19 protein-coding genes are annotated in these 23092 nt (G+C 69.5%); 8 read left to right on the forward strand and 11 right to left on the reverse strand.

Translation table 11 applies throughout. From position 1 onward, the window contains the following. Nucleotides 1-13: 13 nt before the first annotated feature. The 6 genes from RT054_RS14855 to RT054_RS14880 are packed head-to-tail and all read right to left on the reverse strand — an operon-like array spanning nt 14 to nt 7007. Entirely contained in the window at nt 14-1042 is a 1029-nt protein-coding gene (locus tag RT054_RS14855) for an ABC transporter ATP-binding protein (RefSeq protein WP_313025062.1), read from the reverse strand. An 11-nt stretch (nt 1043-1053) separates the two neighbouring features. Continuing rightward, entirely contained in the window at nt 1054-2220 is a 1167-nt protein-coding gene (locus RT054_RS14860; RefSeq protein WP_313025064.1) for an ABC transporter permease, read from the reverse strand. After that, nucleotides 2217-3365 carry an ABC transporter permease gene (locus RT054_RS14865; RefSeq protein WP_313025066.1) on the reverse strand — a complete coding sequence of 383 codons (1149 nt, stop codon included), beginning with the start codon at nt 3363-3365 and terminating at the stop codon, nt 2217-2219. The genes RT054_RS14860 and RT054_RS14865 overlap by 4 nt, the downstream gene beginning before the upstream one ends. Beyond that, a complete protein-coding gene (locus tag RT054_RS14870) occupies nt 3362-4348 on the reverse strand; it encodes an ABC transporter ATP-binding protein (protein ID WP_313025068.1) in 987 nt (328 codons plus the stop codon). Before RT054_RS14870 ends, RT054_RS14865 begins: the two co-directional genes overlap by 4 nt. Next, nucleotides 4345-5127, reverse strand: coding sequence for an efflux RND transporter periplasmic adaptor subunit (locus RT054_RS14875; RefSeq protein ID WP_313025070.1), 783 nt, complete (start codon nt 5125-5127; stop codon nt 4345-4347). Before RT054_RS14875 ends, RT054_RS14870 begins: the two co-directional genes overlap by 4 nt. Before the next feature lie 5 nt (nt 5128-5132). Next, a complete protein-coding gene (locus RT054_RS14880; protein WP_313025072.1) occupies nt 5133-7007 on the reverse strand; it encodes an HlyD family efflux transporter periplasmic adaptor subunit in 1875 nt (624 codons plus the stop codon). Nucleotides 7008-7169: 162 nt separating this feature from the next. On the opposite strand from RT054_RS14880, the gene RT054_RS14885 reads away from it, so the two are divergent. Then, nucleotides 7170-8273 carry a PLP-dependent transferase gene (locus RT054_RS14885; RefSeq protein WP_313025073.1) on the forward strand — a complete coding sequence of 368 codons (1104 nt, stop codon included), beginning with the start codon at nt 7170-7172 and terminating at the stop codon, nt 8271-8273. Here RT054_RS14885 and RT054_RS14890 read toward each other — a convergent pair. After that, entirely contained in the window at nt 8245-8865 is a 621-nt protein-coding gene (locus RT054_RS14890; protein WP_313025077.1) for a TetR family transcriptional regulator, read from the reverse strand. The two genes, RT054_RS14885 and RT054_RS14890, sit on opposite strands and share 29 nt — an antisense overlap. Nucleotides 8866-8987: 122 nt before the next feature. Here RT054_RS14890 and RT054_RS14895 point away from each other — a divergent pair, with 122 nt between their 5' ends. Beyond that, on the forward strand, nt 8988-9761 hold the full coding sequence (locus RT054_RS14895; RefSeq protein WP_313025080.1) for a DUF4245 family protein: 774 nt from the start codon (nt 8988-8990) through the stop codon (nt 9759-9761). A 34-nt stretch (nt 9762-9795) separates the two neighbouring features. Here RT054_RS14895 and RT054_RS14900 read toward each other — a convergent pair whose 3' ends face one another. Then, nucleotides 9796-10137, reverse strand: a complete 342-nt coding sequence (locus RT054_RS14900) for an exodeoxyribonuclease VII small subunit (RefSeq protein WP_313025082.1) — start codon at nt 10135-10137, stop codon at nt 9796-9798. Then, nucleotides 10134-11375 (reverse strand): exodeoxyribonuclease VII large subunit, encoded by a 1242-nt coding sequence (gene xseA, locus RT054_RS14905; protein WP_313025085.1) that lies wholly within the window; start codon nt 11373-11375, stop codon nt 10134-10136. The genes RT054_RS14900 and xseA overlap by 4 nt, the downstream gene beginning before the upstream one ends. A 103-nt stretch (nt 11376-11478) precedes the next feature. On the opposite strand from xseA, the gene RT054_RS14910 reads away from it, so the two are divergent. Then, nucleotides 11479-12504 carry a 4-hydroxy-3-methylbut-2-enyl diphosphate reductase gene (locus RT054_RS14910; protein ID WP_313025088.1) on the forward strand — a complete coding sequence of 342 codons (1026 nt, stop codon included), beginning with the start codon at nt 11479-11481 and terminating at the stop codon, nt 12502-12504. A 31-nt stretch (nt 12505-12535) separates the two neighbouring features. Here the strand turns inward: RT054_RS14910 and RT054_RS14915 are convergent, their stop codons facing one another. After that, nucleotides 12536-13765, reverse strand: coding sequence for a DNA recombination protein RmuC (locus RT054_RS14915; RefSeq protein WP_313025092.1), 1230 nt, complete (start codon nt 13763-13765; stop codon nt 12536-12538). A 94-nt stretch (nt 13766-13859) separates the two neighbouring features. Here RT054_RS14915 and RT054_RS14920 point away from each other — a divergent pair, with 94 nt between their 5' ends. Then, the gene (locus tag RT054_RS14920; RefSeq protein WP_312718514.1) at nt 13860-14717 is read left to right on the forward strand and encodes a thioesterase family protein; all 858 of its coding nucleotides are present in this window, start codon (nt 13860-13862) and stop codon (nt 14715-14717) included. Between the two features lie 36 nt (nt 14718-14753). Here the strand turns inward: RT054_RS14920 and RT054_RS14925 are convergent, their stop codons facing one another. Then, nucleotides 14754-15815, reverse strand: a complete 1062-nt coding sequence (locus RT054_RS14925) for a lipase (protein ID WP_313025093.1) — start codon at nt 15813-15815, stop codon at nt 14754-14756. 220 nt (nt 15816-16035) lie between these two features. Between RT054_RS14925 and ychF the strand changes: the two genes are divergently transcribed. The 4 genes from ychF to RT054_RS14945 all read left to right on the forward strand — a co-directional run bounded on the left by ychF (nt 16036) and on the right by RT054_RS14945 (nt 22918). Further along, nucleotides 16036-17148 (forward strand): redox-regulated ATPase YchF, encoded by a 1113-nt coding sequence (gene ychF / locus RT054_RS14930; protein ID WP_313025095.1) that lies wholly within the window; start codon nt 16036-16038, stop codon nt 17146-17148. Nucleotides 17149-17267: 119 nt separating this feature from the next. Further along, complete coding sequence (locus tag RT054_RS14935; protein ID WP_313025099.1) at nt 17268-18092, forward strand: response regulator; 825 nt, start codon at nt 17268-17270, stop codon at nt 18090-18092. Between the two features lie 101 nt (nt 18093-18193). Next, complete coding sequence (locus RT054_RS14940) at nt 18194-20329, forward strand: DNA methyltransferase (RefSeq protein ID WP_313025102.1); 2136 nt, start codon at nt 18194-18196, stop codon at nt 20327-20329. Beyond that, nucleotides 20330-22918, forward strand: a complete 2589-nt coding sequence (locus RT054_RS14945) for a DEAD/DEAH box helicase family protein (protein ID WP_313025105.1) — start codon at nt 20330-20332, stop codon at nt 22916-22918. The last annotated feature ends 174 nt before the right edge of the window (nt 22919-23092 follow it).

A 23092-nucleotide genomic window follows, 5' to 3' on the forward strand; every position in this document is an offset into this window, starting at 1 on the left:
AGGGTGAGTGCCGTCAGAGGTGAGTTTCCTCGGTCGCGACCTCGGTGACCCCAGAGTGGACCGTCGCAGCGGCATCGACCTCGACATCGGCGTGGGTGGCCAGGTGGACGAAGACGTCCTCCATCGTCGGGTCCACCGGTCTCACCTCGGCGCCGGGGAATCCGGCGCCAGCGAGTCGGTCGGCGAACTCCGCGGGAGTGGTGGGGGAGCCCTCGCCGAGCGAGACCCGGAGCCGTGCCCCTGCGGCGTAGGCCTCCGTGACCTCGTCCTGCCTCTCGATCCATGAGAGCGCCGAATCGGCGTCCCCCACCACGGCGACCTCAAGGAGCCGGTTCCGCATCGTCGCCGCGCGGATCTCCGACGGGGTGCCGTCGGCGATGATCCGCCCTCGATACATGAACGCGAGCCGGGTGCAGTTGCTCGCCTCCTCCATGTAGTGGGTCGTGACGAACAGCGTGACGCCGCCGCCGGCGAGGTCGTAGAGGCGGTCCCAGAACTCCCGCCGCGCGACGGGGTCGACGCCCGAGGTGGGTTCGTCGAGGAAGAGGATCTCGGGGCGGTGGATGGTCGCGGCGCCGAGCGCGAGTCGCTGCCGGACTCCGGTCGAGAGGGTCCGGGGGAGGTCGCCCTCCCGGCCGGTGAGCCCCGCGACCGCGATCGTCTCGCGCACGGATTCGGCGACGGCGGCACCGAGCCCGTAGACGCCCGCGTAGAAGCGCAGGTTCTCCTCGACCGACAGGTCCTCGAACAAGGAAAACTTCTGCGACATGTACCCGAGGCGGGGTTTGATCCGCTCGGGGTGGCGGGTGGTGTCCTCCCCGAGAACCAGCGCGGTCCCGGCGGTCGGGGTGAGGGAACCGGTGAGCATGCGGATCGTCGTCGTCTTGCCGCAGCCGTTGGGGCCGAGGAATCCGTAGATCTCCCCGCGGGCGACGTCGAGGTCGAGTCCGTCGACGGCCGTGAACTCCCCGAAGCGTTTCGTGAGCCCGCGGAGTCGCACCGCAGGAGACGCGTCGCCGCGCCGGTGGATTCGGGGGAACATGCCTGCCTCCCTCATTCCGTGAGCCGACGGCGGGTGACGAGGACGGCCGTGCCGAAGAGCAGCACCCCGAAGACCGTCAGGGCGGCGAGAGGCATGGCGAGTGCCTCGAACCCGGCTCCCTTGACCATCGCGCCACGGAGGACCTCGAGGGCGTAGCGGAGCGGGATGAGCCTGGTGAGCGGCACGATCGGGGCCGGCATCGAGTCGATGGGGAAGATGAACCCCGAGAGCAGCATCATCGGCAGGGCGAGGAACATCACCGATTGCTGCGCCTGCTGCCGGGTGCGGGAGAGCAGGGAGACGATCAGCCCCATCCCGATGGAGGTGAGCATGAACAGCGCGAGCCCGGCGACGACGACGAGAGCCTCGCCGCGGAACGGCACCCGGAACCACAGGATCCCCACGGCGAGGACGAGCGACGCCTGCACCGAGGCGATGACGGCATAGGGTGCGACCTTGCCGACGAGGTACTCGCCCGGGCGGATGGGGGTGACGAACATCTGCTCCAGCGTTCCGGATTCGCGTTCCTTCACGACGGCCTGGCTCATGAGGACCATGAGCGAGAGCATGAGGATGAACGCGACGAGGCCCGGGATCATCGTGTTGACGCTCGAGAGGGTCGGATCGTAGAGCACACGCACGCTCGCATCGAGTCCGGGGACGCCCGGGGTGTGCGGCATCCCCTCCCCGGCAGGAGGTCGACCCGGGTGTCCGGCGCCGGCCGGCGCCGCGACGCGCCGGGCCTCGAAGCGCGCGACGATCCGGCTCGCGTACCCGGCGCCGAGCGAGGCGCTCTGGCTGTCCGAGCCGTCGACGACGATGCCGAGCGGAGCGGTCTCGCCGCGATCCAGCCGGGCCTGCGTGCCGGCGGGGACGACGACGGCGACGCGGGTCTCCCCGGAGTCCATGAGCCCCCGGAGTTCGGACTCCCCAGCCGGATGCCGGCGGACGTCGAAGTAGTCCGAGGCCTCGAAGGCGTCCCCGAGCTGCCGCGACAGGGGCGTGCGGTCGAGATCGACGACGGCCGTGGGCATGCGGGTGACGTCGGCGGCGACGACGTAGCCGAGGAGGACGAGTTGCAGCACCGGCATGAGGACGAGGATGCGCAGCAGCAGGGGATCCCGACGCAGCTGCCGCACCTCCTTCCACGCGAGAAGACGCACCCGGGTCGCGTTCATGCCCGCCTCCTGGAGGAGGCGACGACGGCGAGGGTCACGAGGACGACGGCGTAGGCGGTCATCTGCGCGAGCGGGAGCCACAGCTCGGGGACCCCCGCGCCCTTGAGGAAGACGCCCCGGGTGATCTCCACCATGTAGCGGCCCGGGAATGCATAACTCACCCACTGGAGTACGCGCGGGATCGCGTCGAGGGGGAACGCGAAGCCCGACAGGAGGAACCCGGGCAGGAACGCGAGGAGCATCGCCACCTGGTTGGCGACCTCGAGGGAGGGCGCCACGGCCGAGACGAGCAGACCGAGGGCGAGCGCGGCGAAGACGAAGATGGTGCAGGCCAGCGCGAGCAGAGGGATGTCTCCACGGAGTGGGACGTCGAAGACCGTGACCCCGATGAGGGTGATGACGGCGGCGTCGAGGAGTGCGAGCAGTGTCCACGGCAGGAGCTTGCCGAGCATGAGTTCGCCCCCGCGCAGGGCGCTCACCTGCATCTGTTCGGCGGTGCCGAGGTCGCGTTCCCGCACGAGGGTCACCGCGGTCTGTTGGACGGTGACGACGAGCATGACGACGACGAGGAGACCCGGGACGAGGAACACGGTCGAGCGAAGGTCGGGGTTGTACCAGACGCGCACCCGGGGTTCGAGCGCACCGTTCGCCTGGGTGTCGACCCCCTGGCGTTCGGCCCAGTCGACGGCGAGCCGGCCGCCGTAGCGGGCGTTGAGGGCGGTGGCGTACGTCGAGGCGATCCGCGCGGTGTTCGTCTCGCTTCCGTCGACGAGCACGGTCACCGGCGCGGCCTCCCCCCGGGCGAGGGCGGCGGCGAATCCGGCGGGCACGACGACCGCGACGCGCGCGTCGCCGCGTTCGAGCGCCGCATCGACGTCGTTCGCCGACGAGACGTGCCCGACGAGGTCGAACAACTCCCCGCCGACGTAGGACGACACGTAGGACCGGGATGCCGCGGTGCGGTCCTGGTCGAGGACGAGGGTGGGCACGTGACGGACGTCGAAACTCACGGCGTAGGCGAACAGGAGGAGCTGGACGACCGGCATGAGGAGGACGATCGCGAGCATCCGCGGGTCGCGGCGCAGGTGGCGGAACTCCTTGACGACGACGGCCTGGATGCGCGTCACCGAGGCGGAGGTGCTCACGCCCGCTCCTGGGCGAGGACGGCGAACGCGGCCTCCATGTCGACGCGGAGGCGACGGGCGACGACACCGGGAACGCCGTGGTGGGCGGCGATCTCCTCGACGAGACGTGTCGCCGAATCATGATGAACAGCAAGCGAATCAAGTGATGCCGAGGATGATTCGGTCGGGCCTTCCCACAACACCCGGACGACGTCACCGTGCAGGTGCGCCGAGCGCAGCCGTGGGTCGTGGGCGGCCTGCAGCGCCCCGAGCACGTCGCGGGGAGCCGCACCGCCGACCTCGAGGAGTACCCCCGGTACCCGGGCGGCGACGTCGCTCTGCGTCCCTCGGATCGTGATGGCACCGCCGCGCAGGAACGCGATGTCGGTGCAGCGCTCGGCCTCGTCCATGTACGGGGTCGCGACGAGGATCGTGCGGCCCTCCCGGTGCAGGCCTGCGAGGAGGCGCCAGAACTCGCGGCGTGAGACCGGATCGACACCGGTCGTCGGCTCGTCGAGGAGGAGGACGTCGGGTTCGTGCATGAGGGTCGACGCGAGCATGAGCTTCTGCTTCATACCGCCGGAGATCGTCCCCGAGCGCATCCCGGCGAACTCCGCGAGACCCATCGACTCGAGCAGACGCGCCGATCGGGTGCGACGGTCGCGGCGACGAACGCCGCGGAGGGTCGCGAAGTAGTCGATGTTCTCCGCGATCGTGAGGTCGGGGTACATGCAGAACCGCTGCGGCATGTACCCGATCCGTGGTGTGACCTGCGCACGGTCGTGGGTGACCGAGAGCCCGAGGACATGGGCGTCGCCGTCCGTCGGGTCGAGCACCGTCGCGAGCATCCGGATGAGGGTCGTCTTGCCCGCGCCGTCGGGGCCGAGGAGGCCGAAGATGGACCCGGTCCGCACGTCGAGGTCGATCTCGTCCACGGCGACGAGATCCCCGAAGCGTCGGGTGAGGGACCGGGCCGCGAGCGCGACGACGGGAGGCGTGCTCATGAGAACGTCACCGTCACCGGCATGCCCGGCTTGAGGTCGCCGGCGGGGGTGGTCACCCGGAGGCGCACCTCGTAGACGAGCTTCGTGCGCTGGTCCTCCGTCTCGACCGTGTTGGGGGTGAACTCGGCCGTCGACGCGACCGAGGACACGGTGGCCTGCGCGTCGGGGGTGGAGTCGGAGGAGACGGTGGCGCGGCCGCCCACCTTCGCCTCGCCCAGACGGGTCTCGGGGACGTAGACCCGCACCCACAGATCCGAGGTGTCGACGAGGGTGAGGAGGACTCGCGCCGGGGAGGCGTTCTGACCGACGTTGGTGACGAGCGTCGCGACCGTCCCGGCATGGGGCGCCGTCACCGTGGCGTAGCCCTGCTGGACCTTCGCCAGATCCACGGCCGCCCGGGCCTGCGCCAGACGCGCCTGCGCCGCGGTGACCTCGGCGTCGGAGGAGTCGTCGTCCTCGGCCGCGTCCACGGCCGCCTTCGCCGCCCGCACGCCCTCCTGCGCCTGTGTCACCTGCAGGTCCAGAGCACGGGCGTCGAGGACGACCAACGGCTGCCGCGCCCTGACCCGGTCGCCTTCGGCCACGTTCACCTCGGTCACCGTGCCGGCGGTCGCGGGGGCGACCTGGTACTCGGTCGCCTGGACCGAACCGGTGAGTGCGAGGGGGCCGGACTCGGCGGCGTCCCGATGTCGCCACCACGACCAGAGGCCGACGGCGAGGGTGAGGACGACGACGAGCGCGACCGCGCGCGCCAGGACCTTCGTGGGTGGACGTGGCATGGCGCTCACCTTCCGGTGCTCGACGTGACGGGGGTGGGGGACGTCGCGGTGGTGCTCGCACAGGTGTCGAGCACGAGGCCGACCGGGGTGCCCTGGGGTAGTGGCGTGTCGGCCCCGAGGGGGTCGAGCCTCACCTCGACCGGGACGGCGAGCAGCAGGTGGATCTCGTCGGTGGCCTGCGACGTCGGCGGGTACTCCGCGCGCGGGCCGACCCGGGTGAGGCGCCCGGGGATCGGGACGGGGAGCCAGTCGGCGGTGACCTGCGCCGTCGCACCGAGGCAGGTCCGCGAGACCTCCTGGGGCGGAACCCATGCGAGGACCGTCGGGCGGGCGCGATCGGTGTCGGTGACGAGTGTGGCCACGGTCGCGCCCGGTGCGAGCACGTCACCCACCTGCGCGACCCGGGTGATCCTGCCGCTCACGGGCGCCACGACGACCGTCCGCGCACGGGTCACGGCCGCCTGGGCACGGTTCGTGCGTGCGGTCTCGACGGCGATGTGTGCCTGGCGACGGGCGTGGCCGAGCCGGCGTCGGGCGTCCTGGACGCGGGTGAGGCCCTCGTCGATCCTTCTCAGGCCGTCCTGGGCCGTGTCGATACCGGTGTCGATCCGCGCGAGCCCGGCCGACATGCGGGCGAGGCCGGAGACGAGCCGTGCCCGCCCCTCGCGGGCCCGCTCCTGCCGGGCGCGCAGGGTCGTTCGGGCCGTGGTGGCCTGCCGCCTCTTGGCCACGACCTCCCGCTCGGCCTCGACGAGGGACGCCCTGCCATGGCGGGCGGCGCGCAGTTGCGCGTCGACGCGGGCGATCCGCCGGTCGAGGTCGGCGAGCCTCTCGCGCGCCCGGTCGGGGGAGCCCGGTGGGGAGGTCCGCGGAGCGGCTGCGGGGACGACCGACCACGACGGCATCACCGGTGGGGGTGGGGGGGAGGACGGGTCGCTCGCGGGGGGCTCGTGGGGTGAGGACCCGGTCGTCGAGGGCTCAGGCGTCGAGGGCGCGGACGGTGGGACCGCGGGTGGGGGTGCGGACGGTGAAGGGGTGATGGTCGTCGGCGACTCCGGCGACGGTGGGGCGGGTGTCGGATCGCCGTCGGGGCGTCTCGGCGAGGTCGACGACAGTGCCTCGCGGGCCGCCACGAGGCGACGCCGCACTGCGGTGAGGGCCGTGATCTGGTTGTCGAGAGCGGCTCTGCGAGAGGCGATCCGGCGTCGTGCGACCTCCGCATGGTCGAGGGCCGCGTCGAGGGTGCGCAGGCCACGCTGCGCCGTGGGCAGGGCCGCCTCGACCTCACGGAGGGCGGCCTGCGCCTCGGTGCGGGCCGCGAGGAGTTCGGTTCGCTTCGCGTGCAATGTCGCCGATGCGGAGACGACCTCGCGGCGCTTGCCGCGGAGGTCGGACTCGGTCGACCGCGTGTCGGCGATGGCCTGATCGAGCACGCCGACCTGTGCCGAGGCCGTGTCGATCCCCCGGGCGGCGACGACCTCGGCCGCGCGGAAGGCGGCGTCGTCGAAGCGGGCGAGCTCCTGCCCGGACCGGACGTGGTCACCCTCGCGCACCGCCACCGTGGTCAGGCGCAGGGGGCTGGACGCCGAGACCCGCTGCGGACCGGGAGGGGTGCCGGCGACGGTGCCGGTCGTCCCGGCGGTGACGCCGCCGGTTCCGGCGGCGCTCGACGGGGGATCGGGGGCGAAGCCGAGACCGAGCGGCACCTGCGGGGCGGGGAGGGCGGGTGTGCTCACCGCGGCGACATCGGCGACGACGCGGCCGGTGACCGAGATCCGCTCCTCGGTGGTGGCTGCCGTCGAGGACGTCGAGCTTCCCGGCCACGGCGTCGCCGATGTCGCCGCGGGAAGGGCGAGGGCGCCGACGAGTGCACACGTCATGGCGGCCCGGCGAGAAGCGCCCGGAGTCCGGGGGTCCGATCGACCTTTATTCACCACATGATGAAATCTAATCCGCTCCGCCCGTCAGGACAAGGGGGTGGCGCGACCCGGCTCGCGAATCCACGTCCGGGACAGGCGGGCCGTCGGGGCAGGATGGACCCCATGACCCCTCCCGAGGCCCTCGCCCCCTCCACCAGCTGCGTCGTCACCGGGCGGCCGCACGCCCCGGGGTCGCCGGTCAACCCGCCGCTCGTCCTCACGTCGACGTTCGTCCACGGCGGTGAGCACACCTACGCCCGGGAGACCTCGCCGGCGTTCACCCCGTTCGAGGAGGCCGTCGGGGTGTTGGAGGGAGGCCGGGCGCTCGTGTTCGCATCGGGGATGGCGGCCGCGGCCGCCGTGCTCGCGCTCGTGCCGCACGGGGGCGTGGTCGTCGCCCCGCGGAGCGCCTACATGGGCGTGCTGACCCTGCTTCGCGAGGCCGCCGAGACCGGCCGCATCACCCTGCGCGAGGTCGACCTCACCGATGTCACCGCCGTCGAGTCGGCGCTCCCCGGCGCGGAGCTCCTGTGGGTGGAGTCGCCGGGAAACCCCCTCATGGAGGTCGCCGACCTGCCGCGTCTGCTCGCCGCCGCGCGTGCCGTCGGCGTGCGGAGCGTCGTCGACAACACCTTCCCGACCCCGATCCTCGCCCGCCCCCTGGAGTGGGGCGCGGACGTCGTCCTGCACTCGGCGACGAAGTACCTCTCCGGCCACAGCGACGTCGTCCTCGGGGTGCTCGTCACGCCGGAGGACGAGGGCGGGCGTGGTGCCTATGACTCCCTCTTCCACCATCGCCACCTGCATGGGGCCGTCCCGGGGCCGATGGAGGTCTGGCTGGCCCTGCGCGGCCTGCGGACTCTCGCGGTGCGCGTCGACCGGGCGGGCGCCAACGCGGCCACCCTGGCCGCACGCCTCGCGGAACACCCCGCGATCGAACGGGTGCGGTACCCCGGCTCGGGGGCGATGCTCGCCGTCGACGTCCGCGGCGGGGCGACGGCGGCCGAGCACGTCTGTGCCGCGACGACACTCTGGACCCACTCGACGAGCCTCGGCGGTGTCGAGTCCCAACTGGAACGTCGACGCCGCTACCCCTCGGAGCCGGACCTCGTCCCCGAGGGACTCGTGCGCCTGTCGGTCGGGATCGAGGACGTCGAGGACCTCTGGCGAGACCTCGCCCGGGCGCTCGACGCCGTCCTCAGCGCTCCGACCCCAGATCGCCCGTGAGGTAGTGCTGCAGGTTGGGGGCGGTGAGACGCGCGACCTCCTCGGCGGGCATGGCCGCGAGGACGGGCAGGCGGGCGACGTACCGCGCGATGATGATCCCCATGACGTGGGAGGCGGCGAGCTGCGCCCGCGTCTCCCGGCGGTCGGGCGACACCGCCGCCGCGATCGGCGCGAAGACCTCACCCTGGAGGAACTGGACCACCTGGGCGCGCACCTCGTCTCCAGCGGCGACCGCGCCCAGCATGGAGAGGAGCCGGTCCGAGGCTCCCGGCCGGTCCCAGATGCCGAGGAAGGCGACCGTCCAGCGGTGGGCCATGAACTCCGCGGGGCCGGTGATGATGCCCTCAATGATCTCGGCTGGACGGATCCGTTCCTCCGAGTCGGCCTCGATGTCGCCGATGACGGCGTGGAAGAACAGGTCGGACTTGCTCGTGAAGTAGTGGTGGACCAACGCGGGATCCACGTCGGCCGTGCGCGCCACACCGCGCAGCGAGGTCGCGTCGTACCCACGCTCGGCGAACGTGCGTCGGGCCGCGAGGAGGATGTCGCCCCGGGTGTCCGACCCGGCCGGGCGTCGGCCGCGCGGCCTCACGCCGTGCCCTCATTCCTCATGTGAGGAATCTAGCGGCTGCGTTCGGGGGCGGCTCGGAGGACGGGCCGCGGCGTCCCCGGTGACCGTCGGGTGCACCCGGCGGGATGCGCGAGAATGGCGCCATGAGCTCCCCGACTCCCTCGTCCTCTGCGCCCTCCGACCGGTCCTCGGGGTCCTCCACGCGGGATGCGGATACCTCCGCGCCGACCACCTCCGACCGGGAGGACCCGAGCTCGCCCGTCGACGCGTCCGTCGCGCACGGCGCGCCTCCCGCATCGATCACCCCCGGTGCTCCGGCCTCGGCAGCGGGTGCCGAGGGAGGCGCCGACGTCGACGCCGGGCCGCCCGCCCGCGCGCGTGGCCGCGGCAACTGGCGCAGCCTGCTGCTGTCCACCGCTGCGGTGGCGGCGCTGCTGTTCGTCATCTACGCCATCGTGCCGCGGCCGGACTCGGTGACCCAACCGCCCGTCGACGTCACCCCCGTGGCCCGGCAGCTCCAGGAGGAGTCGCAGACGACGGTGTGGATCCCGCAGCTCGGGGAGCCCGGCAACCCGTGGAAGGCGACGAGCGTGCGGCACGGCACGGACCCGGTCAGCTGGTACGTCGGGTACACCCGCACCGACGACGATTCGGTGTTCGTCGCCGTCCAACAGATTCCCGCCGACACCCCGGCGGATAAGGCCGAGGCCTGGCGCGCCGAGGCCGTGTCGAACGGCCGGCAGGACGGGACGAGCACCGTCGGTGGAGCCACGTGGACGCGGGTCACCGCCGGTGGCGATCCCGCGCGTCGCGGCCTCGTCGGGACCCGTGGCGACATGACGACGGTCGTCTCCGGCCTCGCCGACTACGCCACCCTCGAGCAGGTCGCGGGCTCCCTTCGGCCGTACGGCAAGTGAGCCCGACGCGGCGTTTGAGTCGCGTCCACGGGGGTCAGGCTCGCCCCGGGTCGGGCCGGGCGCGGTCCAGACGGGCCTCGGCGCGGTCGAGGGCCGCGGTGCAGTGGGCGGCCAGCGCCTCGCCCAGTTCCCACAGGGCGACGCTCGCCTCGAGATCGGCCTGGCCCGACTCCAACCGGGAGACCGTCTCGACGAGCTTGTCGCGCGCCTCCTCGTAGGAGAGGCCGGACACGTCGGGTCGGCTGCTCGTCGGGTCCGTGGCGGGACCGGCGCCGTCGACGCCGGCTGCCCCGGCATCGGCGGGGTCGAGGACCTCGACGAGGTCGTCCTCCGTGCGGGTGCCTGCCCCGGCGTCGTCGAGGGAGTCGTCGGTCATGCGCGTGCCTTTCTCCTGGTCACGGGGCGGACCCCGAAGTCTCCACGGGCGACCTTGACCCGCAGGATCTCACCGACCTCCACGTCCTCGCGATCGGTGACCACCCGCCCGTCGGCGTGGAGGACGATCGCGTAGCCGCGGTCGAGCGTCCCCTGCGGTGACAGGGCCCTGAGCTGCGCCGACAACGCGCTCACCCGTGCCCGCTCGCCGTCGAGGCGTCGAGTGAGTGCGCGTTCCCCGCGCTCGCGGTGCCGCGCGAGGACCTCGCGGTGGGGGGCGAGGGTGGCGTGCGGGTCCGTGAGGACCGGGCGTGATCGGATCACCTGCAGGTGACGACGTTCGCTCGCGAGGCGGGCGGCGACGGCCGCGCGCGCTCGGCCGGCGAGCTGCGCGATGCCCGCGCGCTCGACCTCGACGTCCGGCACGATGCGCTTCGCGGCGTCGGTGGGAGTCGAGGCGCGGAGGTCGGCGACGAAATCGAGCAGGGGGGTGTCGACCTCGTGGCCGATCGCGCTGACGACCGGCGTGCGTGCCGCGGCGACCGCCCGGATCAGGGACTCGTTGCTGAACGGCAGGAGATCCTCGAACGAGCCACCCCCGCGGGTGATGACGATGACGTCGACCTGCGGGTGGGTGTCGAGCTCCGTCAGTGCTGCGGTGACGGCGAGCACCGCGTCGGTGCCCTGCACCGGCACCTCCCGCACCTCGAACTCCACCGCCGGCCACCGGCGGCGGGCGTTGTCGAGCACGTCCCGCATCGCGGCGCTCGCCCGTCCGCACACGAGACCGACCCGCTGCGGCAGGAAGGGCAGGGAGCGCTTGCGGTCGGCGGCGAACAGTCCCTCCGACGCGAGCACACGTTTGAGGTGCTCCAGCCGGGCGAGGAGTTCGCCCTCGCCGACCGGGCGCATGTCGCGCGCCTCGAGCTGGAGGGTGCCGCGTTTGCTCCAGTACGTCGGCTTGGCGTGGGTGACGACGCGGCTGCCCTCGGTGATGGGCATCCGGTCGAGCACGACGGTGGGGACGGTCACCGTCATCGACATGTCGACGTCGGCGTCGCGGAGGGTGACGAAACACGACCGTGCCCCGGGACGGCGGTTGAGCTGGACGATCTGTCCCTCGATCCACACCGGGGACATCTTGTCCACGTACTCGGTGATCTTCATCGAGAGGAGCCGCAGCGGCCAGGGGCGCTCGGCGGTCGTCTCGGCCGCCTTGGCGGGCAGGGGCTCGCTCACGCGCGCCAGTATGCCAGCGCACCTGCGCCCCGCCGGTGCTGCGCCGCCCCGTGGCCCGGCGGGGGCCGGTGCGTCCAGGCGGCGTTCGGGACGCCTCTCTAGGATGGGAGGCGTGACTGACGAAGCGATGAACGACAAGCGAGTCCTGCTGGCCGCCCCGCGCGGGTACTGCGCGGGCGTCGACCGCGCCGTGGTCACGGTGGAGAAGGCGCTCGAGCTCTACGGTGCGCCGGTGTACGTGCGCAAGCAGATCGTCCACAACAAGCACGTCGTCACCGTGCTCGAACGGCGCGGCGCCGTGTTCGTCGAGGAGACCGACGAGGTGCCCGAGGGTGCCACGGTCGTGTTCTCGGCGCACGGGGTGGCCCCCGTGGTCCACGAGGAGGCCCAGACGCGGTCGCTCCGGGCGATCGACGCCACCTGTCCGCTGGTCACCAAGGTGCACCGTGAGGCCCAGCGGTTCGCGGGGGAGGACTACGACATCCTCCTCATCGGTCACGAGGGGCACGAGGAGGTCATCGGGACCGCCGGTGAGGCGCCCGAGCACATCACCCTCGTGGACGGCCCCGACGACGTCGCACGAGTCGAGGTGCGTGACCCGGAGAAGGTCGTGTGGCTCTCGCAGACGACCTTGAGCGTCGACGAGACCATGGAGACCGTCCGTCGCCTGCGCGAGAAGTTCCCCCACCTGCAGGATCCGCCGAGCGACGACATCTGCTACGCCACGCAGAACCGCCAGGGGGCGGTTCGGGCCATGGCCGACCGGGTCGACCTCATGCTCGTCGTGGGATCGCGGAACTCCTCGAACTCCGTGCGTCTCGTCGAGGTCGCCCTCGAACACGGCGCGACGGCGGGCCATCTCGTCGATTACGCCGACGAGATCGACGACTCGTGGTTCGAGGGCGTGCGAACCGTCGGCCTCAGCAGCGGTGCGTCGGTGCCGGAGATTCTCGTCAACGACGTGCTCGCCGCGCTCGCCGACCGCGGCTACACGGACGTCGAGCCCGTGGTCGCCGCCGAGGAGAGCCTGCTCTTCGCCCTCCCCGCCGACCTGCGCAAGGACCTCAAGGCCCGCGGCATCCCCTACCAGGCCAAGGTGAAGTCCGACGCGGGAGCGTCGTTGCGCTGAGGGCCGACCGCCCTCCCGCGGCCGCACTCGCTCATCCCGTACGCGTGTCGTCGGCCGCCGCGGCAGCCTGATCCTGCGGGGGAGGCACGTTCGCCGCGAGGAATCGTCGGTCGCGCGCGAGAGATCCGTCCTCCAGCCCGTCGAGGAGTTCGACGGCGGTGAGCGGACGGGGTGTCGCCTTGAGCGCGGTAAGCGTGGCGGGCGCCTCGTGGGCGAGCCCGAGCTCGTGCATCCGCCGGGCGGTGACGAAGACGCGCGACTCCATCGCGCCGACCATCGCGTTGTACGCCTCGACACTGCGCCGCAAGGCCCCACCGACCTTGCCGACGTGTCCACCGAGGGTGCCGAGGCGGTCGTAGAGCTCACGACCGAGGTCGAGGAGTTCGCGGGCGTTCTCGGTGAGGGCGTCCTGCTGCCAGGTGTGCGCCACCGTTCGCAGGAGGGCGAGCAGCGTCGCGGGGGAGGCGAGGACGACCCGTCGACCCATCGCGTGGTCGAACAGCGACGGATCGGCGTCGAGCGCGGCGGCCAGCACCGCGTCGGCGGGGACGAAGCACACGACCATCTCGGGGGAGGGGGAGAACGCCGTCCAGTACTCCTTTCGGGCGAGCGTCTCGACGTGCCCGCGGAGTGCGGCGGCGTGAGCCCCGAGGAGTTGGCGGCGCCGTGCCTCGTCGAGTTCGGGGGCCTGCGCCGACAGGAACGCCGTGAGCGGGGCCTTGGCGTCGACGACGAGGGACTTGCCTCCGGGGAGTCGCACGACGACGTCGGGGCGCACGGCCTGGGCCCGCGCGTTCTCGGCCGAGGCCTGTTCGTCGAAGTCGCAGCGCGCGAGCAGACCCGCGTGCTCGAGAAGACGCCGAAGCTGCACCTCACCCCACATGCCGCGGGTCGTGGAGGAGTTGAGGGAGCCGGCGAGGGAGGACGTCTCCTGGTGCAGGGCGCGCGTGCTGCGGACGACCTCGCCCAACCGTTCGCCGAGGCGGCCGTACTGTTCGACCCGGTCCCGCTCGAGGACCCCGACCTGCCGTTCGACCCGGGCCAGCGCCGAGGTGACCGGGGCGAGGGCGGCCATGACCTCCTCGTCGTCGTCCTCCCGGCGCCGGAGCTCCTCGACCCGCGCCCGCAGGACATCGCGTTCGGCGCCCGCGGCGGCGAGCGGCGCGGCGTACCGTGAGGCGGCCGCGAACCACGCCGTCACCGCCCCGAGGACGGCACCGACGACGAACACGAGCATGACGCCGAGCGCGGAGATCTCCATGGGGCGCACTCTCGCAGTCGGCTCCGACAACCCTTCCCACGTGCACGGGAACCCGCGTGGACGGGGTGTCGGGGGCGTCTGGTAGACCTCGGTCATGGCATCTGAATTCGACACCGCGACGCGGCTCGCCCCCGGCGCCGACGCGGGCACGTTCACCGGTCGTTTCGCGCAGGACTGGGCGATCGGCCCGGCGGTCAACGGCGGGGTCGTCATGGCGACCGCCGCCGCAGCCCTCACCCGGGTGCTCGGGGAGGGGCCGACGCCGCACGCCGACCCGCTCGCGTTCTCGGCCCACTTCCTCTCCGCGGGTGCGGACGGTGACCTGCGCGTCGACACCGAGGTCCTGCGGCGGGGGCGCACGTTCTCCACGGCGGAGGCGGTCGTCACCCAGGACGGCCCCGACGGTGGGCGCGTCGAACGCATGCGGGCCCTCGCGACGTACGGCGACCTCGACGTCGCCTCGCCGGTGCACCGCAGCGTCGAGCCGGTGAGCATGCCGAGCCCGGAGGAGTGCGTCGACGCGGCGCAGGCGCGCACCGGCGGCCCCATGCAGGCGCCGCCGCTCATGCACCGACTCGATCTGCGCCTCGACCCGTCGACGGCCGGATGGGCGATGGGCAAGCCCTCCGGTCGTGGGCAGATGCGGGCGTGGATCCGGTTCGCCGACGGTCGCGACGCCGACCCGTTGTCGTTGCTCTTCTTCCTCGATGCGATGCCGCCGGTGTCGTTCGATCTGGGCATCGGCGGGTGGGCCCCCACCCTCGAGTTCAGCGGTCACGTCCGCGGCCGCCCGGCGCCCGGGTGGCTGCAGATGGCGACGCACTCCTCGATCCTCACCGGCGGGCTCATGGAGGAGGACGCCCTCATCTGGGACTCCCGCGGCGCGCTCGTCGCGCAGTCACGGCAGCTGTGCAGCGTCCGCATCCCGCAGGGGTGGAATCCGCCCGCCTGACCACCGAGGCGATGGCTCAGGCGGGCGGGGCCCGCGTCACTGGATGTATCCGGGCACGTACACGCACTTCAGCGGCGTGGCCTTCTCCGGACGCAGGGTGTTGATGACGACCTGGAGCGCGACCGGGTCGTAGGTGAACCCGAAGTGGTCGGTGTGGTCGAGCGTGCACAGGTCCTGCATGACGATGTTCTTCACGCCGGGCTCGTCGATGACGGCGTTGGTGTAGGGCGTCACGACGTCGTCGTACCGGGTCGTGATGACCGTGTACTCCACACCGGGCTGGGTCATGCCGCCCTTGTTGAGATCGGTGAGGAACGGCGACCCCACGAGCTGCTCGGGCAGGGCGTAGTTGTTGTGCAGCCGGGCATTGGTCGTGAGCAGCCAGTTCGAGGCGGTTCCCTCCCTGGCGAGCAGCTTCTGCAGGCCGTAGACCGTGGTGCCGTGGTTGGACGGCACGAGACCGATGAGACGGGCCACCTTGGCCGACCCGCCCTCGTACTTGAGGTAGGCGCGGGGAAGGGGGCCGCCGCCCTGGGAGTGGCCGACGAGGTCCACCTTGTCGGCGCCCGTGCTCGCGAGAACGCGGTCGACGAAGGTGCCGAGGAACGCCGCCGAGCTACGGATGTGTCCCGAGAATGGCTTGGCCTCGTCCATCGGGTTGGTCACCGGGTTGACGTTGAAGGTGTAGACGCACAGGCCCGCGGCCTTGAGCTGAGGGGCGTAGAGCGACCAGGTCGCGAACGCGTCCTCGCCCGTGCCCGGGATGAGGACGACGGGCCGGGTCCCCGGAGAGGGACGGCAGGAACAGTCGTTCGCGCCCATCGGGCGCGAGCCGGGGTGGAGCTTGGAGTGGGACGAGGCGAGTGGCCACGTGAGGTAGGGGCGTCCCACCGGGCCGGCGGGGACACCGTTGGGGCTGTGGGGCGACATGATCGGGTCGGTGACCTCGCTCGGAGCCGGCTCGGAACTCGCGGTCGAGCTCGCCGTGGGGCTCGGCGCGGGGGGAGGAGTGGGTTCGACGGCCAGGGCCGACAGCGGGGTGGTGAGCGCGACGGTGAGGGCTGTCGCCGCCGCGACTGTGAGGCTGCGCATGTTCATGGGGAACTCCTGGGGGGCACCCGCAGGCGTCGTTACCCGCGGGTAAGAACGCCCGCAGCGTAGGACTGCTCGACGGTCGCCGTCAGGAGCGCTGTGAATGAGTGCGATCGCCGCCACGCGCCCTGATCATCCGTGCACGAGGCCGTCGGCAGACCGCCCGTCCGGCGTCCGTGCCCTGCGCGCCCGAGGTCGTCTCCGTGAGCCGATAGACTCCGGCCCCGTGGCACTCACCATCGGAATCGTCGGTCTCCCCAACGTCGGCAAGAGCACCATGTTCAATGCCTTGACGAAGAACAACGTGCTCGCCGCGAACTACCCGTTCGCGACGATCGAGCCGAACGTCGGTGTCGTGCCGTTGCCCGACCCGCGGCTGAACACCCTCGCCTCGATCTTCGGCAGCGAGAAGATCCTGCCCGCGACGGTGAGTTTCGTCGATATCGCCGGCATCGTCCGCGGCGCCTCCACCGGTGAGGGGCTGGGCAACAAGTTCCTCGCGAACATCCGTGAGGCCGACGCGATCTGCCAGGTCGTGCGCGCGTTCGACGACGACGACGTGACCCACGTCGACGGTCGCATCGACCCGGCCTCCGACATGGAGACGATCAACACCGAGCTCATCCTCGCCGACCTGCAGACCCTCGAGAAGGCGATCCCCCGCCTCGAGAAGGAGGTCAAGGGCAAGAAGGCCGACCCGGCCGTCCTCGCGGCGGCGACGGCGGCGAACGAGGTCCTCGAGGCCGGTGACACGCTGTTCGGTAAGAGCGAGGAGCTCACGAAGAAGGGCGTCGACCTCACCCTCCTGCGTGAACTCGGGCTCATGACGACCAAGCCGTTCCTCTACGTCTTCAACGTCGACGAGGACCAGCTCACCGACACCGATCTCCAGGCGCGTCTCCAGGACCTCGTGTCCCCGGCCGAGGCGATCTTCCTCAACGCGAAGCTCGAGTCCGAGGTCGCCGAGCTCGACGACGAGGACGCCGCCGAGCTTCTGGAGTCGGTCGGCGTCACCGAGCGTGGCCTCGACCAGCTCGCCCACAAGGGCTTCCGCACCCTCGGCCTCCAGACCTACCTCACCGCCGGCCCCAAGGAGTCCCGCGCGTGGACGATTCGCCAGGGGTGGACGGCCCCCCAGGCGGCGGGCGTCATCCACACCGACTTCCAGAAGGGCTTCATCAAGGCCGAGGTCGTCTCCTTCGACGACCTCGTCGCCGCTGGCTCCATGGCCGACGCCAAATCCGCCGGCAAGGTCCGCATGGAGGGCAAGGACTACGTGATGGCCGACGGCGACGTCGTGGAGTTCCGTAGCGGACTAACCTCTGGGGGTAAGAAGTGACTTGGTGGGAGCCGCTGATCCCATTGGGATCAGCGGTACTCGGTGCGTTGGTCGGCGGCTTCGTCGTCCATAAACTCACACTGCGGAGGGAAGCGGTCAGCGCCAGGCGGTCTCAGAGGGTGAACTTCCTGCTCGATGCTTACCGAAAACTGATCGATGCCTCCGAGCGGGAGAATATTAGTTCGCAGCGTCGAGACAATCTCGAGGGAGCGCTTGCTGACGTGATGCTCCTAGGTGGTCAGCAAGAGATTGATGCGGCGAATCGCTTCCAGCAGGATTTCGTGGGAGGAAAGAGCTCTTCACTTGTGCCGGTCATCGAGAGCCTTCGAAAGAGCCTCCGCAGCGAGCTTGATCTGCCTGAAATCGCCCTTCCGGGACATTTTAACTTTCGCCTCCGCCTCAAGGGTGAAGGCGAACCTGGTTTCTACGGTGATGGTTCGAGTTCTGTGCCCAGCGCACTCGTGGCGGATGGAGCTGATCTCCTGCATCAAATCAACAGCGCGCAGAAAGCGAAAACAGGCCGAGCGCTCAGCTACGAGCGGCAAAAGCAGGTGATAGATGCGTATGGCAGGGCCGCCGAAGTCGACGCCAAGCGCGTCCTTTGGGTGGACGATGACGAGGATTCGATCGTGTACGAACGGGCCATGCTAAAGGCTGCCGGCGTATCTACTGTCTGGGCCCCGAACACAGCGCGCGCGCTGGAGTTGCTGAATGGGAGTGCTTTCCAGGCCATAATCTCAGACATGGGCAGGGTTGAAGGTCCGCAGGAGGGGTTCGCGCTACTGGATGCGATCAGAGAGCGCGGCGACCGGACTCCGCTAATTGTGTACTCGGGATCAAATCGTCCAGACTATGTGCGAGCTGTACTTGACCGAGGCGGGCAGGGTGCGACTAACGATCCAAGCCGCCTTTTCGAACTGGTGATGAATGAGGTGTCCCGGTGAGTCTGTCAGACCGAGACTCGGTGGAGTTCCGTAGCGGATTAACCTCTGCGGGTAAGAAGTAAAAGAGTGAGGTCATCGGTGCGGGCGAGGAAGGCACACCATTGTCGCGACTGACGGAACTACTGCGGCAGGCGCGCAAGGCGGACCCGCAACTCGGTGCTGACCTGGAAGCCGAGATCGCAGCGCTCACTAAGCGTCGAACGTTCGGACTCGTCTTTGAGCAGCATCAGCCCGAGGCCGTCGAGTTGCCCGGCAGGCCGGTGCGACGTGGAGACAAGGTGCGGGTGCTTCCGCCTCGCGGGGAGACCAAGGGCGGGGACCAGCGGCTGTGGCGAGTGACGCGGATCGAGCGCGTCGATGGACAACGGGTGGCGCACCTCGCGGAGTTGGACGCCGAGGAGCCCGAGACCCAGGCTGTAGTCGCTGACGACGTGGTGGTTGTCGCAGAGTTCCGGGATCGCATCTACCCCGGCCTCGTGGAGACGGGCAGGGTCGAGCGAGGCGGGGACAAGACCTTCCACACGGTAATCAACGCCGAGAACTACCACGCACTGGAGATGCTGACGTACACGCATCGGCACTCCATCGACGCCATCTACATCGATCCGCCGTACAACACCGGGGCGAAGGACTGGAAGTACAACAACGATTACGTCGCCAGCGATGACGACTACCGGCACTCGAAGTGGCTGGCATTCATGGAACGACGGTTGAAGATCGCGCGCGAGTTGCTCAACCCGGAGGACTCCGTGCTCATCGTCACGATCGATGAGAAAGAGTACCTGCGATTGGGTCTGCTGCTGGAACAGACGTTCCCTGAGGCACGGATTCAGATGGTCGCCGCCCAGATCGCACCGCAGGGAAATCCGAGGAATAGGCAGTTCTATAGAACTGATGAGTACATCTTCTTTGTCGGATTGGGAAACGCGACTCCTTTAGCGCTTGCTCTGGACGATGCTTGGCGCAGCGGGACAGGAGATGCTCCCAAAAAGAACATCAACTGGCCCTCGCTGCTTCGCACAGGTAGCGAGCGGAGAAGGGAAGACCGGCCATCGATGTTCTATCCGATCTTCGTTGAGCAGGCTGAAGAGGGGGCGCGCATCCACAGTTTCGGCAGCCCACATCATGGCGATGACTTCGCGCTGCTAAGACCACCGCCGGGCACCGTTGCGGTTTGGCCTGTCGGTCGGGATGGCGAGTTGCGGCGTTGGCAGGTATCTGCGGATAGCGCTGAACGCTTACGTGCCGAGGGGTTCCTCAGAGCGGGGAAATGGAATGGTGACCGGACGGCTATTCAATATCTCGCGCGAACCAGCAGAGAGGAGATTCTCTCTGGCAAGATTGCAACCGAGGGTAGGAACTGGGACGGATCGTTCGCTGTTTCAGGAGATCACAGACCTACATTCATTCCAGGCACTCTCTGGAAAATCCCATCTCATGACGCTACGCGCTACGGAACTCAGATCATTCCAAAACTACTGCCGGGCCGTAAGTTCCCGTTCCCGAAATCTCTTTACGCGGTGGAGGACGCGCTGCGGTTCTTCGTGAAGGGAAAGTCTGAGGCTGTAGTACTGGATTTCTTCAGCGGGAGCGGGACGACGGCGCACGCGGTGATGCGCCTGAACCGGCAGGACGGTGGCCGCCGTCAATGCATCTCGGTGACCAACAACGAGGTCTCGGCTGATGAGCAGGCAGGGCTCCGTCAGAAAGGGCTACGCCCTGGAGATTCCGACTGGGAGGCGCTGGGCATCTGCGACTACATCACGAAGCCGCGCCTCACGGCTGCGATCTCCGGCCAGACCCCGGAGGGCGCGCCGATCAAGGGCGACTACAAGTTCACTGACGAGTTCCCCATGTCGGAGGGCTTCGAGCAGAACGCCGCGTTCTTCACCCTCACCCACGAGGCACCGCTGTCGGTCCGGCACAATCGCGCGTTCGAGCGGGTCGCGCCGATGCTGTGGCTGCGGGCCGGATCGCGCGGTCGGATCATCTACGACCTCGGTGAGGACGGCTGGGACGTGGCTGAGGCCTATGGCGTTTTGGAGAACCTGGATCAGGCCGATGAGTTCGTTGCTGCTGTGAGCACGCGGGAGGGCATTGAGATCGCGTACGTCGTCACGGACGACGACAGTGCCTTCCAGATGGTGTGCCGGGAACTGCCCAACGGTGTCCTGCCGGTGAGGCTCTACGAGTCGTACCTCCAGAACTTCGAGATCAACACGGGACGGAGCCTGTAGATGCGTTACACGCTGAAGGACTACCAGGCCGAAGCCGTCCGGGATGTGCTGCGGAACCTAGATCGAGCCCGAGATTCCTACCGTCGCTACGGTGCGCTCTCGCAGTTCTCACTCACGGCAACCACAGGCGCGGGCAAGACCGTCATGGCCGCGGCAGTGATCGAGGCGCTGTTCTACGGGAACGACGAGTTTGATTTCGCGCCCGACCCAGGTGCTGTAGTCCTCTGGTTTTCAGATGATCCAGCGTTGAACGAGCAATCGCGTGCCCGCATTCAGGCGGCTGCGAGCGAACTGGATTATCGGCTTCAACCTGTGTCTGCGGACTTCACCGATGTCCACTTCCGCCCGCGAATGGTCTACTTCCTCAACACACAGAAGTTGAGCAAGAACTCGAGACTGGTCCGCGGCGCTACGGGTCGGACCGAGTCGTCCGCCGCAGGCTTGTTCGAGCCTTTGAGCCGCCCTGACAACGCACAGTCCTCGATTTACGACACGATCACCAACACCATCGCCAACGAGGACCTGACCCTCTACCTCGTGCTGGACGAAGCGCATCGAGGCATGGGGACACGGGCGAGTGAACGGTCCACCATCGTGCAACGGCTCATCAACGGCCAGAACGCGGTGCCACCCATGCCGGTGGTGTTCGGCATCTCGGCCACGGTCGAGCGCTTCGAGGCCGCAATGAAAGATGCCAAGGGCCGGGACGCGCTGCCGTCGGTGCAGGTGGACTCCGCGCTCGTGCAGGCCTCCGGTCTGTTGAAGGACGACATCGCACTGTCGATCCCCGCCGAGGACGGCGCGTTCGAGACGGTGCTGCTCACCAAGGCTGTCGAGAAGATCAAGGCCTCCCAGGCAGCGTGGGAGGACTACGCACACGAGCAGGGCGAGGCTGAGGCCGTCCGTCCGCTCCTGGTGGTTCAGGTCGGGGACAAGCCCTCGCAGGAGACGCTCACGCGGACACTGGACACGATCTACGAGGCGTGGCCGGAGTTGCCCTACGACGCCGTGGCGAACGTCTTTGGTGAGCACACCGACCTAACCATCGGGCAGCAGATCGTGCCCTACATCGAGCCGCAGCGGGTGCAGGACGCGACTCATGTGCGGGTGTTGCTGGCCAAGAGCGCGATTTCCACCGGCTGGGACTGCCCGCGAGCCGAGGTGCTCGTCTCGTTCCGTCCGGCCAAGGACCGCACCCACATCACGCAGTTGCTCGGGCGGATGATGCGCACACCGCTGGCTCGGCGCATCCCCGGCAACGAACTGCTGAACTCGGTGGACTGCCTGCTGCCGCTCTTCGACCGGAAGACCGCGACCGGGGTCGCGGAATTGTTGATGAAGGGCGCGACGAGCAAGGATGCCGACGAAGGAGAGGACGGTGGCGGCGGTCTGGGTCGCAGGGTGCTGTTCGACCCGATCCCGCTGCATCCGAACCCGGCCATCGCTCAGGCGGTGTGGGAGCGGTTCTCAGCCATCCCCTCGGTGACGATCCCGAAGAAGAGCGTCAAGCCCATCCGCAGGCTCACCGCACTGGCTACGGCGCTGTCGAAGGACCACCTCATAGATGAGGCCGTGGAACAAGCGCACAAGCACCTCCACGCCGTCCTTGACGGGCGCGCGGTGCAGTACAAGGAGAAGATCGCGAAGGCCCGCGAGGACGTGCTTACGATGGAAGGCGAGGAAGTCCGAGGCCGAGTCGGCGGCGGGTTATCCTACCGTGCGTTCTCTGTCAGTGCTGACCCGCGCGCCATCGAGGACTACTACCGCACGTCCACCCGCGTGCTGAGCCCGGCATTGTGCGCTTCCTACGTCGATCACCTGGTCGGGCCAGACGGCGACGAGGATGAACTCCTCGAAGCCCACATCGCCCTCGCCTCGCTCGGGCGAGTTCCCGAGATCGCGCAGGCCGTCGAAGCCGAGGCAGATGCGCTGGCCCGTGACTGGCTCACGCAGACCCGCGTCGCACGCAAGGGACTGACCGACGAGCGCCAGGCCGAGTACGACGGTCTGGAGTCGATGTCCACCATCCCGGAGCCGATCAGCCTCACTACGCCGAAGAACGGCCAGGCCGACACCAAAGTGCGCCACCCGGACGGCACCGAGGAGAACTTGCCCACCCGCGAGATGCATCTGCTCGCATCCGCGGACGGGACGGTCCCGATCACCTTGAACGAGTGGGAGCGCAAGGTCCTCGACTCCGAATCCGCGCAGCCCGGCTTCCAGGGCTGGTACCGCAACCCCGACCGGGCCGCAAAGGAATCCCTCGCCGTGGCCTACAAGGACGAGATGGGTGACTGGAAGGCGTTGCGCCCGGACTTTCTCTTCTTCGGCACCAACCATGACGGCAGCGTCGCCGTGGACCTTGTAGACCCGCACGGGCACCATCTCTCCGACGCCCTGCCAAAACTCCGAGGACTGGCTGACTTCGCAGAGCGGTTCGCGAACGACTTCCGCCGCGTCGAGTCCGTGGCCGAGACTGGCGGCGTGCTACGCGTCCTCGACCTCACCAAGCCTCGCGTGCGGGAGGCGATCCGCGATGCCCAGAGCGCCAAGGCACTGTACGAGTCGGAGTTGGCCAGTGACTACTGACCTGCTCACCCAACCCGCGCCCATTTCCCACGATCATGCGGTGGTCTGAGGAATGGCCGCACCACAGCCAGCATGGTCCTACGCGACTCTGAAGGAAGTCGCCGCCGTTCTGGCGGACACGGGACTGCTGCAGCATCAGGTGGCATCTGACCGGGCTGGCCTGCGGGGCCGGCT

Source organism: Mobilicoccus sp. (assembly GCF_032060985.1).
GTDB lineage: Bacteria > Actinomycetota > Actinomycetes > Actinomycetales > Dermatophilaceae > Mobilicoccus.